The following is a 15,577-nucleotide window of genomic DNA, read 5'->3' on the forward strand; positions in this document are numbered from 1 at the left end:
TACCGACCCCACTTAGCCCTAAAATATCAAACGCCCGATGACGTACATCATCAGGCGGTGATGAGTAAAATAAGTGTCAACGTATATCAGGACTAGACACCGTCGCCTTCCAAATTGCCGCCGTGTTGGCTCAACTTAACATTGATTGAGTCTATGTTTTCAGCAAACCAGATTTCCGGGGTTGCCAACAGCCAGCGTTTACCATCAAAAGGGACAATACCGTTTTTATCCTCACGCATAATTACAGATTCAGACAATGGCAACGACACGACAACAGCCGCAGTATCTTCATTCGCTTTGACCGTCATGGTTGGACGTTCCTGTCCCTGATTGGGATTTCCTAATTCACTGCTTTGTTCTGTCAGCCACGCATCGATTAACAGCGGAATATATCGTGGATCACAATCCCTGTAGGGGAAATTCCACCATGTCATCACCGCCTCATATTTTTGGATAAACATCTGGTATTGCCCCAGCCCTAAATCCCGTTGAGCCTGAATAAAACGAATTTTCCCCATTTCACTGATAAACTCCGTTTTATCTGGCAAATTTTCTCGTAAAAATGTCGTTAATTGCTGTAATTTACTCATATCATGCATACCGCTGTTAGTTTCAATTCTTTCATTATTACGGGTAAAAAATTCGCCTTGGCTCATAAATGGGTGGCAATCCTTTGCCGAGGCGTTTTCACGCCTGATTGTGGATTAAACTGAGATATTTAATCTCTTCCGTTCAACTCAGATGTATTATTACGAATTTAATCGATCACTGCGAATAGTTTAATTCTGATAAATTCGGATATCATTCCATAACCGAATCAGGCCGAAATTTAGATTATTTATTATAAAGGTGATTTTATAAAAGCGATGGACGGAATATTTTTCTATCCCTGGCAATCCTATTTCCTCTAATTTAAATTTTATACATCGAGAAAAGTTAATTTAAAATTTGAATGCTATTCTTGGCTATCTCTTAAAGAGATTCATCATTCAGTTTCATTTCAGAGAATCAAGCGAAGATGGAGAGCTTGTCATATTCAGCAGAACTTCAAGGAAACCAGAAAATTTCCGTTCGCAAAAGTCCGGCTGACAGATGCGAACGGTCTGGATCTTTTTGAATAATCGGTTAAAAGTACCTTAGCATTAAGCCGCAGAGCCTGCTTTCAATAATGCTAATGCTTCCTGACGCTGTTGCGGGCTGAGGTTATTCACCACAGTCCGCAACAATTTGTCACTGGTTTTAGCGCTGGGGGTTAAGGTATGGGAAAAAGTCAAGTTCATGACGAATCGATACCCACATTCAATATCAGAACACGCACAGTAAAGATCTGCTATTTCAGGATGTTTACGGTTTGTTTTACCAATAGCTGCTTTAGCCCCACACTCAGGGCAAATAATTTTTAATACGCGCATGTTACTTATTTCCAAGAGATTTATTTTCAGAGATTGGAGATTGTGACTATTGGCGTATTTTACCCAAAAGTTAGGTGATCTTAATTAATAGGGGTATGTAATGTTACTGATACATCAGCTTGCCTACTCGATCATGATTCTCCAAACGAGATGATTTACCTTCATAAATCTTTTCACTCATGAGTATCAGTTTTTCTCGTTGTATCTCTGTGTAAGAAACAGCTATAGTCCGCACCACTCAAAGTCATTGAGTGACTTACCTACTGCTTAAATCACCAAGATATATCCCAGTCCTTGGCATATATCGTGATCGCCATTCGGCAAAATCTTGATGAGAAGCAGCGCATTTCTGGCTGATTTTTTTATGTGGAGACGACAGTAGTGAAACTGCTGCGCAACAATGACAGTGCATTTGTACCTGTTACGGGTTTGACTGTTTTTGCAATTGCTTCTGGTTACCTAATGAGCTTAATTCCATTGTCGATGGCAAGTTTCAACATCGATACGATTTATGCCAGTTGGTTAGCCAGTGCTTATTATACAGGTCTATTAATAGGCTCAATGATGATTGAACCTGTTATTGCGAAGATAGGTCACCGTCTTTCCTTTATTGTTTTTTTGTTGCTTCTGGCTGCAACAGTGATTGTATTGCCTTTTTTTCCAAATAAAGAAATCTGGTTGCTTATTCGTTGTGTGGCTGGCATCGCTGTTGCCGGGATTTTTGTCGTGGTCGAGTCTTGGCTATTGATTGGCGATAATCCCAAAGAGCGTGCAAAACGCTTAGGCTTCTACATGACATCACTCTACGGCGGAACAACTTTGGGTCAGTTGTTGATTGGGCCTATCGGGACTCAGGGAATGCTCCCTTTTATGGTCGTTTCTGCTCTGCTGCTGTTAGCGATTTTGCCACCATTATTCGTGCGTCATGGGCAACCACCTTCGCTTCATCATCAGAGTTTATCACTGAGAAAAATCACCCAATTCAGTAAGCCCGCTATCGTTGGTTGTATAACATCCGGCATTGTCATGGGCACTATCTACGGGTTGATGCCTTTGTCATTAAGCCAAAGTCATTTCAATGCCGATCAAGTTGGTGTGTTGATGGCTGCAATTATTCTGGGTGGAATGGTTATACAGCCAATTATCAGTAAGCTATCTATTATCATGAGCAAAACTTTCCTACTGGCCTTAGTTTCATTACTGGGTGTGTTTGCCGTAGGAATGACGTATCTTTTTGAACATTATATTGTGACGATAGTGGCGCTGGCTCTGTTGGGAATGTCTTCTTTTGCCCTGTATCCCGTTGCTATCACTCTGGCCTGTGACAAACTGGATTCATCCTATATCGTAGCCGCAAGCCAAGTCATGCTGTTAAGTTACAGTATCGGTTCTGCTATCGGGCCTCTGGGCGCGGGGCATTTTATGCTGCAACACTATTTCAATGGACAGCATAACGGGTTAATGAGCTTCTTTTTTATTGTTTTGTTAGCTACTGCAATTTATATGCTACTGGCAAGTTTGCGTCGCAAAGACCGCGTATTGGCAAGCTAATACAAAATAATCCTGAATCTGATGAAAGCGCCACAAACTGTGGCGCTTTTTTACTTTTAATATGCTTACGCACAACGAATGATATTAGCCCAATTGCATTACATTATTTTTACTTTAAGATAGCCGAAAAACACTCAACCAAAAACCGAAAGCGATAAAAATATGTGGAGATATTAAATGCAAATACAACAAGCCACCGAAGCTGATTTCACAGCACTTATTCAGATTTGGGAAGCCTCCGTACTTGCTACTCATGATTTTCTTCCTAAGGCCATGATTGAGATCTTGCGTCCACAAATCCTTAATGATTATTTGCCTAATCTCACTGTCTATAAGGCGTTGGATGAGCAACATAACATCGTCGGATTTATCAGTACCGCTCAACATCGCGTGGAAATGTTGTTTATTACACCACAAGCCCGGGGTACAGGGGTTGGCAAGATGTTGCTGAAATTTGCCATTGATAAATTAAAAATCAGTGAGTTGGATGTCAATGAACAAAATACACAAGGTGTTGGCTTCTACCAACATATGGGATTTCAGGTTTTTTCCCGCTCAGAGCTTGATGGGCAAGGAAATCCGTTTCCACTATTACATATGAAACTGACACATATGAAACTGGCCTGAACGCTCAATATCCCAATAAAAATAGAATCATTATCTGAATGCTAAACCTCGTTCTGAGGTTTTCTGGATAATCAATAATAGCCATCCTATAGAAAAACCAAGACTTATCCAATACTTATATAGGACACAAAAAAGAACAATCATTAGTAAAATTAAACAAATGCTAATTAATTCATTAAAAGGATGATTATTATAAATTAATCTGTATTACAATAGGATTTAAAAATACCAACAAAGCAAATAGGCTTTATATAAAATACATAAACCTAAAGTAATGGAATGTTTTGTAAACATTTAAGTAAAGTTTACAAAATCAATGATATAATCGGGAGCGTATAAGTATTTTTATTTCTATTGAGTCTGAGCATTAATGAATTATCTACAACAACCTGCAACTTCAGGAGTGAAGCTATTTGCCGATCTCGTCAGAAAACGTGTTACTCCAGGGGAACATTGGCATTCTTCCAGTAACCGCACTAAATTTGCATTTCGCAGCATTCTGACACCTGTTTCTACGTTGAAGCTCTTGGATAGTCTTGCCAAGACGCCACGCTATTTGGATATTTTAAAAAAACAACCCAGTTTACCTTGCAAATTACATCGCCCGTATTTGAGCATTAATTTTAAACGCAGACAGATTGTCTGTGCACTGAATGAACATTATAAATTACTGTTCCAGCAATTAGAGCCAACTGTTATTAGCAAAATATTTGATGTTCATGCTTATCTATTGACAACCATTCAGGGAAAGAATGAATCATTTATGATTTACATTGATTCACTGGATAATTTGAACAAAGAAGGGGAGCTTTCTTTATATATTACCACCGCAGAAAATGTCATTCTGGCAAAGTGTGCATTTACTTTATTAGCGGTAGATGGCAAACAAACATTATTCATCGGGGTATTACAAGGGCCAGCCAAAGGGGATAATTCTCTGGAGATTATCCGCCATGCAACGAAAGAGTGTTATGGATTATTTCCTAAGCGCCTATTGATTGAAGCTATCTGCTGTTTTGCCGCACATGTGGATTGCGGGCAAATTTTGGCGGTCAGTAATGAGACTCATATCTACCGCAGCATTCGTTATTGGCATAAAAAGAAAAACCAGATGGTAGCCGATTATAACTCCTTCTGGGAATCATTAAGTGGGGTCAGAAAGGAAAATAATGATTTCCATTTACCCTCAATCATAGAAAGAAAAGCGCTGGATGATATCCCCAGTAAAAAACGCGCCGAATATCGTCGTCGTTATCAATTACTGGATGAATTGGAAAACAGCATCAAAGCATCCCTTACTGCCTGATCCCGGTCAGAAAGGGATACTTTGGCTGACATTTAACGCGGCTGCGCCATTAACCATGTAAGATGTGCCTTAATGGCGGGCCATTCATTAAGAAGAATACTATAGACGCAAGTGTCTCGTATCGAACCATTCTTAGCTCTCGAGTGACTGCGCAGAATACCATCCAGTTTTGCCCCCAACCGTTCAATCGCTCTGCGGCTCTGTTGATTCAGAAAATGAGTCCGAAATTCCACCGCTACACATCCCAATTCTTCAAAGGCATACTGCAATAGCAAAAACTTTGCTTCCGTATTAATTGCGGTACGTTGAACAGAACGTGCATACCATGTAGAACCAATTTCCAATCTGGGAGTATTGGCATCAATATTCATATAGGTTGTCATCCCAACGGCGGCTCCCGTTGCATTATCGATGACAGTAAAAGGCAGCATACTTCCCTTGGCATGCAGGGCTAGACGACGTTCAATCTCCGCCTGGACATTTGTCGGATCAGGTACGCTGGTATACCACAGTTTATGTAATTGCCCATCGTCTATGGCACGAACGAATTCATCATGTTTATCATGTGACAACGGCGCTAAGGTTACACTTTTTCCTGCCAAGGTGACCCGATCAGTGATTTTTTTCATGCTTATCTACCATTGTTGAAGAATACATTGGCAGTATGCCTAGTTAAGAAATACACAACAATCATAAATAAAAGCCATTTCTTGCCTAATAGACTCTTATTCAAATGCTGTTGATATTTTTTCTATACCCAATAGATTTCATGATACTTGTCACAATCAATTAACAAAGAGATTCCAATCAAGCTGGAACTGTCTAAATTTGATCACTATCTCATCCGACCACTTAGCCATAACCAAGTGAAAAACTTAAGCCATACGAAAAAAATAATACTTTTTGAGTAACCAAATATTTGATGGAGAATGCAATGAGCAATTACCCTCACCTGCTTGCACCGCTGGATTTGGGCTTTACCACGTTAAAAAATCGTGTATTGATGGGATCAATGCATACGGGACTTGAGGAACATCCTAATGGTGCCCAACGGCTGGCCAAGTTCTATGCAGAACGGGCGGCCGGCGGCGTCGCATTAATTGTGACGGGCGGTATCGCGCCAAATCCACAGGGCGTTGTTACTGCCGGAGCAAGCGTCCTGAATAGTGAAGATTCCCTGCCCCACCATAAGATTGTCACGGATGCAGTCCATCAGGCTGGTGGGAAAATTGCCCTGCAAATCCTGCATGCGGGACGTTACAGCTACCAAAAAAATCTCGTCGCGCCCTCCGCCATTCAGGCACCCATTAATCCCTTTACGCCCCGGGAAATGTCCGAGGAAGATATCCAGCAAACAATCAAGGACTTCGCCCGCTGCGCCCAGCTTGCCCAACAGGCAGGCTATGATGGGGTTGAAGTCATGGGTTCAGAAGGTTATCTCATCAATCAATTTCTGGTCTCCCGCACTAATCATCGGCAAGATAAATGGGGAGGCTCTTTCGACAACCGGATGCGCTTTGCTCTGGAAATTGTCAAAGCCGTCCGAGCTATAGCGGGAGAGCACTTTATCATTATCTATCGCCTTTCCATGCTGGATTTAGTGGAAGATGGTTCTAACTGGCAGGAAATAGAGCAACTGGCGCTGGAGATTGAAAAAGCAGGTGCATCCATCATCAATACCGGCATCGGCTGGCATGAAGCCCGTATTCCAACGATTGCAACTATGGTGCCCAGAGCCGGATTCAGTTGGGTGACTCAAAAATTAATGGGGAAAGTCAGCATCCCTTTAATTACGACCAACCGTATCAACGATCCTCAAGTTGCCGAACAAATTCTCAGTGAAGGTTGTGCCGATATGGTTTCCATGGCTCGCCCTTTCCTTGCTGATGCAGAATTTGTGTTGAAGACTGAGCAGAACCGTGCGGATGAAATCAATACCTGCATCGGCTGCAACCAAGCTTGTCTGGATAGAATATTTGTCGGCAAGCTGACCTCGTGTTTGGTTAATCCACGCGCCTGCCACGAAACTGAATTCATTGCCGAACCCGCAAAAGCCCCCAAAACCATTGCTGTTATCGGCGCAGGGCCGGCGGGTTTATCCTTTGCAGTCACAGCCGCCAGCCGTGGACATCATGTCACACTATTTGAACGTGAGAACAGAATTGGCGGACAATTTAATATCGCCAAACAAATCCCCGGCAAAGAAGAATTCCATGAAACTTTGCGTTATTTTGATCGCCAATTGGCATTAAATGGCGTTGAAGTTCGTCTCAATCAGACCGCAACAGCCGATCAACTTTCCTCATTTGATGAAGTTGTCATCGCGACAGGTATTACACCACGCACTCCCAATATTGACGGCATTGACCATGAAAAAGTGCTGACTTATCTGGATGTATTGAAACACAAGCGGCAAGTCGGAAAACATGTCGCCATTATCGGTGCTGGCGGCATTGGTTTTGATACCGCAGAATATCTGAGCCAAAGCGGGCAAAGCTCCAGCTTGAGCAGCCATGCGTTTAGCCAAGAATGGGGAATTGATCAGACAATTATACATCGGGGCGGATTATGCCCAGAAGGAGCAAAAGCCGAGCATTCCCCACGGAAAATTTACCTGCTGCAACGCAAGGACTCGAAAGTCGGTGATGGTTTAGGAAAGACCACGGGGTGGGTACATAGAGCCAGCCTGTTAATGCGGGGGGTGACGATGCTAAACAGCGTGCAATACCTGAAAATTGATGATCAAGGGCTGCATATTCGTCGTGGTGATGAGCAACAATGCCTTGCAGTGGATAACGTCATTATTTGTGCGGGACAAGAGCCGCTGAAAGAGCTGTACTCACCTTTACAAGCAATGGGAAAAAGCGTGCATGTGATTGGTGGTGCGGATGTCGCTGCTGAACTGGATGCCCGCCAGGCAATTGATCAAGGGACTCGATTAGCGCTTAAAATCTAATGGATAGAAGCCCAATAAGTGGCGTTTAATAAAAAAACGGTGATAATTTGTAACTTATTATCACCGTTTCATTCCGGCTAGCAAATCAACCCAGCGAATAATTAACGTTGCGCTAATTGGTCTGACGCGAGGCGATTATCTTCTGCCTGACAAGCCGCAGCGGTAAACAACACATCGGTAGAAGAGTTCAGCCCGGTTTCAGCAGAGTCCTGCAATACGCCAATGATAAAGCCTACCGCAACAACCTGCATGGCAATGTCATTGGAAATACCAAACATGCTACACGCCAACGGGATCAACAATAATGATCCTCCCGCAACGCCTGATGCTCCACATGCTGCAATGGCTGAAACCACACTCAACAATATTGCATTAGGAATATCTACCGTTATACCCAGAGTATTAACTGCCGCCAGTGTCAATACAGTGATAGTCACTGCCGCCCCGGCCATATTGACGGTTGCCCCTAAAGGAATGGAAACGGAGTAAGTATCTTCATCCAAATTCATCCGACGACACATTGCCATATTGACGGGAATATTAGCGGCAGAACTACGCGTAAAGAATGCCGTGATACCACTTTCACGCAGGCATTCAAAAACCAGCGGGTAAGGATTGCGACGGATTTTCCAGTACACAATCAACGGGTTAACGATCAGCGCAACGATAATCATGCAGCTAATGAGTACCGTTAACAGGTGAGCATAACCCAATAGCGTCTCAAAACCCGTTGTGGCAATGGCTGAAGACACCAGACCGAAAATACCGACAGGGGCCAGACGGATAACAACGCGAACGAGTTTTGTCACAGCTTCTGATAAGTCTTGAACCAGTAATTTAGTTGACTCATTAGCGTGACGTAAAGCTATCCCCAAGCCAATTGACCATGCCAGAATCCCGACATAGTTTCCCTTTAAGATTGCATCAATCGGATTGGCAACGATGTTGAGCAACACTTCTCTCAGCACTTCAATAATATTTTCTGGTGGTGATATCTGAGCATCATTTGTCACCAATGCCAATGTCGACGGGAACAGCATACTGCCAATGACGGCCACAACCGCAGCTAAGAAAGTGCCAATCAGATACAAGAACAGGATGGGGCGAATGTTACTTTTCTTCTGGCCTGCTTTATGATTTGCGATCGAAGACATGACCAGAACCCATACTAAAACAGGCGCTACCGCTTTTAGTGCCCCGACAAAGAATTTTCCTAACAGTTCAACTGACTTAGCCGCAGAAGGCGCCAGCCATGCCAGTAATACTCCCAGAATTAATCCGAGTAAGATTTGTTTTACTAGGCTTCCTTGTACAATATATTGCACAAAGCCTTTTTGTTGTTTTTCCATAGCCTATCCATTTGATATTTTTGCTCGATGAGCCTGGTGTTTGCTTTCCCGAGTATAAGGAAATTAAGAAAATCGCAAAGAATAACTAGTTGCAATATACAGAGTACGCAATATTTGATAACAAATTGCTTACATTTGTGTGATCAAAACGTCAGTTTTTCCATTTAAATAATCTCATGGAGTAAAAAGCATTACGATAAAAGTTATTATTTTTCTTTATATTCATAAAGTTAAAAAATAACACTCTCAATAATGATCACAGATTATTTTTCTGTCACCAAAAGTGCGGATAGATTACTTTTCGGCACGAAGCGATCAACAGGAATGGATTTAACTGGCAAAAAACATAAATTCAACCCATCCACAGGTAAAATAGGGTATTCATGTTATTTTATAAAACTTTAATAAATAATTAATCAAACGATATAACGGGATGAATTTAATTTCACATTTTGACTAATGTTCAATTGATCACCAAAATTTTCTGTTTCGCCAGTGCTGATTTTGTTAAAGTGTCACAGTCAATCTTTATGCCATCTTGAAGGGATTTTGAGGGCATTTTATGACAGCGGATATTTAATGCTTTGTGTTTACTCAGCATCCAATAGAAATTCACCATAAATGCACCATAAAAGTAAGATGCAGTCCTTAACCGGCGTTTTAGGAACATTTGATGGAAATTGTAACAGACCTTATTTATGCACTTTGGCACCAGGATTACGAAACATTAGCTAATCCATCGTTAGTATGGGCAATCTACATCCTGCTATTTATCATCCTGTTTCTGGAAAATGGGATATTACCTGCCGCATTTTTACCGGGCGACAGCCTATTGATATTAGTCGGCGTCTTAATCTCCAAAGAAACCATGAGCTTTCCAGTGACATTAGTCATTCTCACCGCCGGTGCAAGCCTTGGCTGCTGGATTGGATATCTTCAGGGGCGGTGGCTTGGCAATACCAAATTAGTTCAAGGCTGGCTATCACATCTTCCCGCCCATTATCATCAACGCGCACATAATTTATTCCACCGTCATGGCTTATCCGCCTTGCTGGTAGGACGCTTCCTTGCTTTTATCAGAACCTTGCTGCCAACATTGGCGGGCCTTGCGGGGCTGAAGAGCGGACGATTTCAGCTATTCAACTGGCTCAGCGGGTTCTTGTGGGTGGTTATTCTTACAACATTGGGCTATATACTGGGTAAAAGCCCTCTGTTCCGTCAGTACGAAGAGTATCTGATGAGCTTTCTGGTACTGTTACCTGTATGTCTGTTACTTATCGGCTTGATTGGCAGCCTGACAGTTATTTGGCGCAAGAAACGCTCCAATAATACCCTTTCATAATCCTCCATTTTTTCCTGTGGTATTTTTCCTGTGATTGATATTGTGGAGAAACATACCGCAGGACATCCTGCTTGGTTACCCACAGCATCTTGTCCATTAAACTGTTACGTTTATCCACTTAAACAATATTTAAGATTAATTTGCGATATATTGTGACAATTTTTCATCTATTCTCACTTTAAACTCCTTATAAAAGCGACTATGGTAGAAATTCAACCATCGTATATTTAAGGAGCCAGGCCATGCCACAGAAAAAAAATTCTGAAGATCTACGTGCTGAATTACAATCCCTTGCGGATACTCTGGAAGAAGTGCTCAATAACTCTGGTGATAAATCAAAAGCGGAACTGGAAAAACTGCGTAGCAAAGCAGAAAAAACGCTGAAAGATGCGCGTGTTACCCTCAGTGATGCCAGTGATAAGCTGATCAACCAAACGAAAGAATTTGCAGGTCATGCAGATAATTATGTCCGTGAAAACCCATGGACAGGTGTTGGTATTGGTGCAGCCGTTGGCATCGTCTTAGGTGTATTGCTATCAAGGCGCTGAGATGACTTCACCATCCCATTCACAAGGCCCAGGAAAAGGGCTATTTGACACTTTACGGCGGGTAGCAGCGATTATTGTTAGCATGGTTGAAAAGCGTATCCAACTCGTTGCAGTTGAGTTGGAGGAAGGTACTGCGATGCTGACACAACTGCTGCTGATGGTAGGGTTCACATTGTTATTCGCAGGCTTTGGCCTGATGTGCTTACTCATGCTGATATTCTGGGCCATCGATCCGAACTATCGGGTAATGGCAATGGTTATTACTGCCGGAACGCTACTGATTCTCGCCGTATTTAGTGCAATCTGGACGGTCAGAAAAGCCCGAAAACTCACCTTTTTTAATACAACCCGTGAACAACTGCAAATTGATCGCAAAATGCTGGAGGATGATCATCATGAATAAAGCGTGGCATCATCAACGAGAGTTACGAAAGCAACAGTTATTAAAAGAGATCCAGCAGCAACGTCAATCACTCTCTGCTTGCTGTCAGCAATGGCTTGATATCACACAGCCCTATGATAAAGGCTGGCAGACTCTCCTTGCTTTCAAACCCTATGTTGCCATCGGTGCTGGCATTACCCTGTTTTATGGGCTATGCCGTCATCCGCAAAAATGTTATCGTTGGTCACGCCGGATGATCACTATTCTTGGTGTCATAAAAACGATACGAAACATGCTGAATAGATATTAGCCAATCAGCCTCAATAGCTAAACCTCAATAACTCTCTTTCAAAAAAACTGCATTAAATTGTTAGTATTCTTTACTATCAACAAATAACGCCTCTTCTTAGAATGCCACCATCAGATAATGATTAACAAATTGTGCTTTTTTGTCCGTTTTTTGGTCATTTTAATCTAGGCAGACAACTTATTTATCGTTACCCGCAGTATTCTTGGAGACAATAATGAAAAAATTTGAAGATAGTGGCTTGCTGATCGCTCGTATTTTAATATCCGTTCTTTTCATCATCGCAGGATATGGAAAATTGGGTGATGCCTATGCGGGGACGCAAGAATTTATGGAAGCCATGAAAGTGCCAGGCATTTTACTGCCATTAACAATTTTGCTTGAACTCGGTGGTGGGCTTGCTGTGATGTTCGGCCTGTTAACGCGTACCACATCCGTATTTATATTTATTTTCTGTATCCTGACAGCGGTCCTGTTCCACAATGATTTTTCAGATGGAATGAACCTGACGATGTTCCTGAAAAACTTCTCCATTGGTGCAGGCTATCTGATGCTGGCAATGATGGGGCCGGGTAAATTTAGTATTGATGGTGCATTGAAGAAAAACTGGTAATCAATAATACAAAAGCCCCTTGCTTTGAATAATCAGCAAGGGGCTTTTTTTATTTCTTCATAAATAGCTTAGGAATTTCACGCAAGCACCAAGACTTGGCTTCTCCCATACTATCTCGCCGCCATGCCATAATGATGTTGGTTTCATGGCTATATTCTGAACCAATAACACGCAATCGACCTTCAGCAATATCCTGTTCTACCATCGGATATGGCATCGTCGCCACTCCCAATCCTGCCAAAAGCGCCCGGCGCTTGTCTTCCAGTGAACTGACCGTCAGGCGCCGTTGTTTATCCAACAACTGAACCGTCAATACAGGACGCTCCCGTGCTGTATCCGCTACCGCGATCCCACGGTACTTCACCCGTGTGGCATCAGACAATGGTTCAGGTTCATGATGAATAGGATGATCCACACTGGCAACATAGACGTTATTAATAGAATAAAGTGCACGTGAATTTATTTCAGCCGAGGCCCGGAAATGGAGATCCGGTGCAATTACAATGTCAGCATGTCCCGTTTCCAGGCGCTCCCAAGCTCCTGCCAATACTTCTGTCATTAACGAAAGCTGAGTGTTCGATTTTTTTGCCAATCGATCCACAAGAGGAAAAAGCGATGAAATCGGAAACAAAGCTTCACATACAATGGTCAGATGCGTTTCCCAACCACGAGCAAGCGATTCCGCATCTGCTGTCAATTTATCCGCCGCCTCAAGCAATAACCGCCCCCGCTCCAGCAGCATCCGGCCAACATTGGTAAATTTCGTACGATGACCGGAACGATCAAACAGCACCACATCCAGCTCTTCTTCCAACTTCTGCATGGTATAACTCAATGCAGAGGGAACTCGCCCCAATTCATCCGCTGCCGCCGCAAAACTTCCCCGTCGATCTATCGCATCCATGACTCGTAGGGATTCCAATGTAAGCGCACGTTCTTTGCCCATATTTTTCTCAATCAGGAATTTTGAATATAGCCACCAGATTAACTGGCTAACATTTCAACGTCCAGATAATTAAGATCGGGACCAATAGGTTTATTGGTTAAAGAGATGACAGCTATGATGATAACGAGAACAGCAAAGCAATGCGGTACAGCCGATTATGGCTGGTTACAAGCTCGCTATACTTTTTCATTCGGCCATTATTTTGACCCAAAATTTTTGAACTACCGGGCGCTACGTGTTCTTAATCAGGAGGTTTTAGCGCCTAACGCCGAATTCCAGCCCAAGTCTTACCCCCATGTTGATATTCTGAATATTATCCTGCAAGGAGAGGCTCAATACCGTGACAGCGAAGGAAACCATTTCCACGCGAGGCAAGGGGATTGTCTGCTGTTTTCTGCCCGTCAGGGCATTAGTTACAGTGAACATAATTCCAGTGACAAAATCCCCCTTACACGGTTGCAACTCTGGCTTAATGCCTGCCCCCAGCAAGAACCCCTGCCATTACAACATAAGGTTCTGCCAAATGTACCATTAACATTGCTGGCTTCCCCTACATCAGAAAACAACAGCATGTATCTGCGCCAACAGGTATGGATAAGCTATCTTGCGGTGAAAAGCCATGATAGCCAAATTCTGACTTTGCGAGGCAAACATGCCTACCTGCAATCTATCAGTGGCAATGCCCGCATTCACGGCAATAAAAATAATAATCTCGAGATTAAATGTGGGGATGGCGTTTTTATTCAGGAAGAACAGGAAGTCACATTGCTGGCAGATACCCCATTCCGGGGACTGTTGATTGATTTAGCTGACTGATTCAGCATCGTTTTCTTTTTTCCCGGAAATTTTCCCAGAAATTGTTCCCAGAAATAAAGAAAAGCCCTATAAAGCAAATACTTTATAGGGCTGAATTTGTGAAGTTGACCGATAAGCCGGGTTCTGTCTTGGACAGCCATTCATCTAGGCCAGCACTTGCGCACTGGCTCAAGCAACCTACCCGGGTTCGGTACGGGCCGTACCCTATGAACCCCTATTTGGTCTTGCTCCGGGTGGAGTTTACCGTGCCACGAACTGTTACCAGTCGCGCGGTGCGCTCTTACCGCACCCTTTCACCCTTACCTGATCCCGACTTTCTTTTTGCAAAGAAACGGGCCATCGGCGGTTTGCTCTCTGTTGCACTGGTCGTAGGCTTTCACCTCCCAGACGTTATCTGGCACCCTGCCCTGTGGAGCCCGGACTTTCCTCCCCTCTATTTCTCCTGAAAGAGAGATAAAGCGGCGACTGTCTGGTCAACTCCGGCGCGGATTATAAGAGGTTTGCTATCCAATGTATAGGGATTTTCACGCGTCTTCTTCAATTTGTTCAAGGGCTGAATTTTGATCCAAGGCGTAGCGGTACAACGCATTTTTCTTCACACCGTGGATTTCCGCAGCCAATGCCGCTGCCTTTTTCAATGGCAACTCGTTTTGCAATAATGCCAGTGTCCGCAAAGCTTCCAACGGTAAACTATCTTCTGCCGGTTTGCGATACCCTTCCACAATCAGCACCATTTCACCCCGGCGGCGCATTTCATCTTCTTTGATCCATGCCAGAAGTTCACCCGCAGGCATCCCCTGAATGGATTCCCACGTTTTAGTCAACTCCCGTGCCAACACAATATAGCGATCTGCACCCCACACTTTCACAATATCTTCTAAACTGTCCAACAACCGATGTGTCGATTCGTAGAAGATCAACGTGCGTGTTTCTTGCGCCAACTCACGCAGGGTATCTTGACGCCCCTTACTTTTTGCAGGAAGGAAGCCTTCATAGCAGAAACGATCAGACGGCAGGCCAGCAGCGGACAGTGCCGTAATCGCTGCACAAGGGCCCGGCAATGGGACTACATTGATGCCTGCTTCACGACAACGACGAACAAGATGATAGCCGGGATCGTTAATCAAAGGCGTACCTGCATCAGAGACTAATGCGATGCTCGTTCCTTGTTCCAGCTTCGCAATTAATTGATCTGCTTTTTGCTGTTCATTATGATCATGAAGTGCGAACATGCGCGCATTAATGGCAAAATGTTGAAGCAACAAGCCAGTGTGTCGCGTATCTTCGGCTGCAATCAAATCGACATGTTTAAGAACTTCAAGAGCACGCTGAGTTATATCCCCCAGATTTCCAATAGGGGTTGGCACAACATACAGCGTGGATGTCGTAACCACTGCTCGATTGGTTTGATTCATTGTTTCA

General features: G+C 43.3%; 16 protein-coding genes and 1 other RNA gene. 10 read left to right on the forward strand and 7 right to left on the reverse strand.

All coding sequences use genetic code 11. The annotated features are described in order from the left end of the window. Nucleotides 1–92 precede the first annotated feature (92 nt). Together Xmir_RS18295 and Xmir_RS18300 are read right to left on the reverse strand one after the other, a co-directional pair. On the reverse strand, nucleotides 93–656 hold the full coding sequence (locus tag Xmir_RS18295; protein WP_244170982.1) for a phage tail protein: 564 nt from the start codon (nucleotides 654–656) through the stop codon (nucleotides 93–95). Nucleotides 657–1,142: 486 nt separating this feature from the next. Further along, nucleotides 1,143–1,412, reverse strand: coding sequence for an Ogr/Delta-like zinc finger protein (locus tag Xmir_RS18300; RefSeq protein WP_099115560.1), 270 nt, complete (start codon nucleotides 1,410–1,412; stop codon nucleotides 1,143–1,145). Nucleotides 1,413–1,793: 381 nt separating this feature from the next. Here Xmir_RS18300 and Xmir_RS18305 point away from each other — a divergent pair, with 381 nt between their 5' ends. The 3 genes from Xmir_RS18305 (at nucleotide 1,794) to Xmir_RS18315 (ending at nucleotide 4,896) form a co-directional block, all read left to right on the forward strand. After that, entirely contained in the window at nucleotides 1,794–2,963 is a 1,170-nt protein-coding gene (locus tag Xmir_RS18305; protein ID WP_099115561.1) for an MFS transporter, read from the forward strand. A gap of 177 nt (nucleotides 2,964–3,140) precedes the next feature. Further along, a complete protein-coding gene (locus Xmir_RS18310) occupies nucleotides 3,141–3,590 on the forward strand; it encodes an acetyltransferase (RefSeq protein ID WP_099115562.1) in 450 nt (149 codons plus the stop codon). 370 nt (nucleotides 3,591–3,960) lie between these two features. After that, nucleotides 3,961–4,896 carry a VirK/YbjX family protein gene (locus tag Xmir_RS18315; RefSeq protein ID WP_099115563.1) on the forward strand — a complete coding sequence of 312 codons (936 nt, stop codon included), beginning with the start codon at nucleotides 3,961–3,963 and terminating at the stop codon, nucleotides 4,894–4,896. A 32-nt stretch (nucleotides 4,897–4,928) separates the two neighbouring features. On the opposite strand, the gene Xmir_RS18320 is transcribed toward Xmir_RS18315, so the two are convergent. Further along, nucleotides 4,929–5,525, reverse strand: coding sequence for a GNAT family N-acetyltransferase (locus Xmir_RS18320; RefSeq protein WP_099115564.1), 597 nt, complete (start codon nucleotides 5,523–5,525; stop codon nucleotides 4,929–4,931). Nucleotides 5,526–5,830: 305 nt separating this feature from the next. On the opposite strand from Xmir_RS18320, the gene Xmir_RS18325 reads away from it, so the two are divergent. After that, nucleotides 5,831–7,852 (forward strand): NADPH-dependent 2,4-dienoyl-CoA reductase, encoded by a 2,022-nt coding sequence (locus Xmir_RS18325; protein ID WP_099115565.1) that lies wholly within the window; start codon nucleotides 5,831–5,833, stop codon nucleotides 7,850–7,852. 101 nt (nucleotides 7,853–7,953) lie between these two features. Here the strand turns inward: Xmir_RS18325 and sstT are convergent, their stop codons facing one another. After that, complete coding sequence (gene sstT, locus Xmir_RS18330) at nucleotides 7,954–9,201, reverse strand: serine/threonine transporter SstT (protein ID WP_099115566.1); 1,248 nt, start codon at nucleotides 9,199–9,201, stop codon at nucleotides 7,954–7,956. 673 nt (nucleotides 9,202–9,874) lie between these two features. On the opposite strand from sstT, the gene Xmir_RS18335 reads away from it, so the two are divergent. The 5 genes from Xmir_RS18335 to Xmir_RS18355 all read left to right on the forward strand — a co-directional run bounded on the left by Xmir_RS18335 (nucleotide 9,875) and on the right by Xmir_RS18355 (nucleotide 12,393). Further along, nucleotides 9,875–10,543 (forward strand): DedA family protein, encoded by a 669-nt coding sequence (locus tag Xmir_RS18335; RefSeq protein WP_099115567.1) that lies wholly within the window; start codon nucleotides 9,875–9,877, stop codon nucleotides 10,541–10,543. Nucleotides 10,544–10,785: 242 nt separating this feature from the next. After that, the gene (locus tag Xmir_RS18340) at nucleotides 10,786–11,091 is read left to right on the forward strand and encodes an ElaB/YgaM/YqjD family protein (protein WP_099115568.1); all 306 of its coding nucleotides are present in this window, start codon (nucleotides 10,786–10,788) and stop codon (nucleotides 11,089–11,091) included. A gap of 1 nt (nucleotide 11,092) precedes the next feature. Next, entirely contained in the window at nucleotides 11,093–11,494 is a 402-nt protein-coding gene (locus Xmir_RS18345) for a phage holin family protein (protein ID WP_099115569.1), read from the forward strand. Continuing rightward, nucleotides 11,487–11,783 carry a YqjK-like family protein gene (locus Xmir_RS18350; RefSeq protein WP_099115570.1) on the forward strand — a complete coding sequence of 99 codons (297 nt, stop codon included), beginning with the start codon at nucleotides 11,487–11,489 and terminating at the stop codon, nucleotides 11,781–11,783. The genes Xmir_RS18345 and Xmir_RS18350 overlap by 8 nt, the downstream gene beginning before the upstream one ends. Before the next feature lie 214 nt (nucleotides 11,784–11,997). Then, nucleotides 11,998–12,393: a DoxX family protein gene (locus Xmir_RS18355; protein WP_099115571.1), complete on the forward strand. Its 396-nt coding sequence runs from the start codon at nucleotides 11,998–12,000 to the stop codon at nucleotides 12,391–12,393. 49 nt (nucleotides 12,394–12,442) lie between these two features. Here the strand turns inward: Xmir_RS18355 and Xmir_RS18360 are convergent, their stop codons facing one another. Next, on the reverse strand, nucleotides 12,443–13,339 hold the full coding sequence (locus tag Xmir_RS18360; RefSeq protein ID WP_099115572.1) for a LysR family transcriptional regulator: 897 nt from the start codon (nucleotides 13,337–13,339) through the stop codon (nucleotides 12,443–12,445). Between the two features lie 114 nt (nucleotides 13,340–13,453). On the opposite strand from Xmir_RS18360, the gene Xmir_RS18365 reads away from it, so the two are divergent. Next, nucleotides 13,454–14,155 carry a pirin family protein gene (locus Xmir_RS18365; protein WP_099115573.1) on the forward strand — a complete coding sequence of 234 codons (702 nt, stop codon included), beginning with the start codon at nucleotides 13,454–13,456 and terminating at the stop codon, nucleotides 14,153–14,155. A 96-nt stretch (nucleotides 14,156–14,251) separates the two neighbouring features. Here the strand turns inward: Xmir_RS18365 and rnpB are convergent. Then, nucleotides 14,252–14,636: RNase P RNA component class A (gene rnpB / locus Xmir_RS18370), an RNA gene on the reverse strand. Between the two features lie 43 nt (nucleotides 14,637–14,679). After that, on the reverse strand, nucleotides 14,680–15,570 hold the full coding sequence (gene rsmI, locus Xmir_RS18375) for a 16S rRNA (cytidine(1402)-2'-O)-methyltransferase (RefSeq protein ID WP_099115574.1): 891 nt from the start codon (nucleotides 15,568–15,570) through the stop codon (nucleotides 14,680–14,682). Nucleotides 15,571–15,577: the final 7 nt, after the last annotated feature.

The sequence above is a fragment of the Xenorhabdus miraniensis genome, assembly GCF_002632615.1.

Bases quoted from the DNA above. Each gene is read 5' to 3' on its own strand.
- Xmir_RS18295 (WP_244170982.1), bottom strand. From the start codon at position 656: ATGAGCCAAGGCGAATTTTTTACCCGTAATAATGAAAGAATTGAAACT.
- Xmir_RS18300 (WP_099115560.1), bottom strand. From the start codon at position 1,412: ATGCGCGTATTAAAAATTATTTGCCCTGAGTGTGGGGCTAAAGCAGCT.
- Xmir_RS18310 (WP_099115562.1), top strand. From the start codon at position 3,141: ATGCAAATACAACAAGCCACCGAAGCTGATTTCACAGCACTTATTCAG.
- Xmir_RS18315 (WP_099115563.1), top strand. From the start codon at position 3,961: ATGAATTATCTACAACAACCTGCAACTTCAGGAGTGAAGCTATTTGCC.
- Xmir_RS18320 (WP_099115564.1), bottom strand. From the start codon at position 5,525: ATGAAAAAAATCACTGATCGGGTCACCTTGGCAGGAAAAAGTGTAACC.
- Xmir_RS18325 (WP_099115565.1), top strand. From the start codon at position 5,831: ATGAGCAATTACCCTCACCTGCTTGCACCGCTGGATTTGGGCTTTACC.
- sstT (WP_099115566.1), bottom strand. From the start codon at position 9,201: ATGGAAAAACAACAAAAAGGCTTTGTGCAATATATTGTACAAGGAAGC.
- Xmir_RS18335 (WP_099115567.1), top strand. From the start codon at position 9,875: ATGGAAATTGTAACAGACCTTATTTATGCACTTTGGCACCAGGATTAC.
- Xmir_RS18340 (WP_099115568.1), top strand. From the start codon at position 10,786: ATGCCACAGAAAAAAAATTCTGAAGATCTACGTGCTGAATTACAATCC.
- Xmir_RS18345 (WP_099115569.1), top strand. From the start codon at position 11,093: ATGACTTCACCATCCCATTCACAAGGCCCAGGAAAAGGGCTATTTGAC.
- Xmir_RS18350 (WP_099115570.1), top strand. From the start codon at position 11,487: ATGAATAAAGCGTGGCATCATCAACGAGAGTTACGAAAGCAACAGTTA.
- Xmir_RS18355 (WP_099115571.1), top strand. From the start codon at position 11,998: ATGAAAAAATTTGAAGATAGTGGCTTGCTGATCGCTCGTATTTTAATA.
- Xmir_RS18360 (WP_099115572.1), bottom strand. From the start codon at position 13,339: ATGGGCAAAGAACGTGCGCTTACATTGGAATCCCTACGAGTCATGGAT.
- Xmir_RS18365 (WP_099115573.1), top strand. From the start codon at position 13,454: ATGATGATAACGAGAACAGCAAAGCAATGCGGTACAGCCGATTATGGC.
- rsmI (WP_099115574.1), bottom strand. From the start codon at position 15,570: ATGAATCAAACCAATCGAGCAGTGGTTACGACATCCACGCTGTATGTT.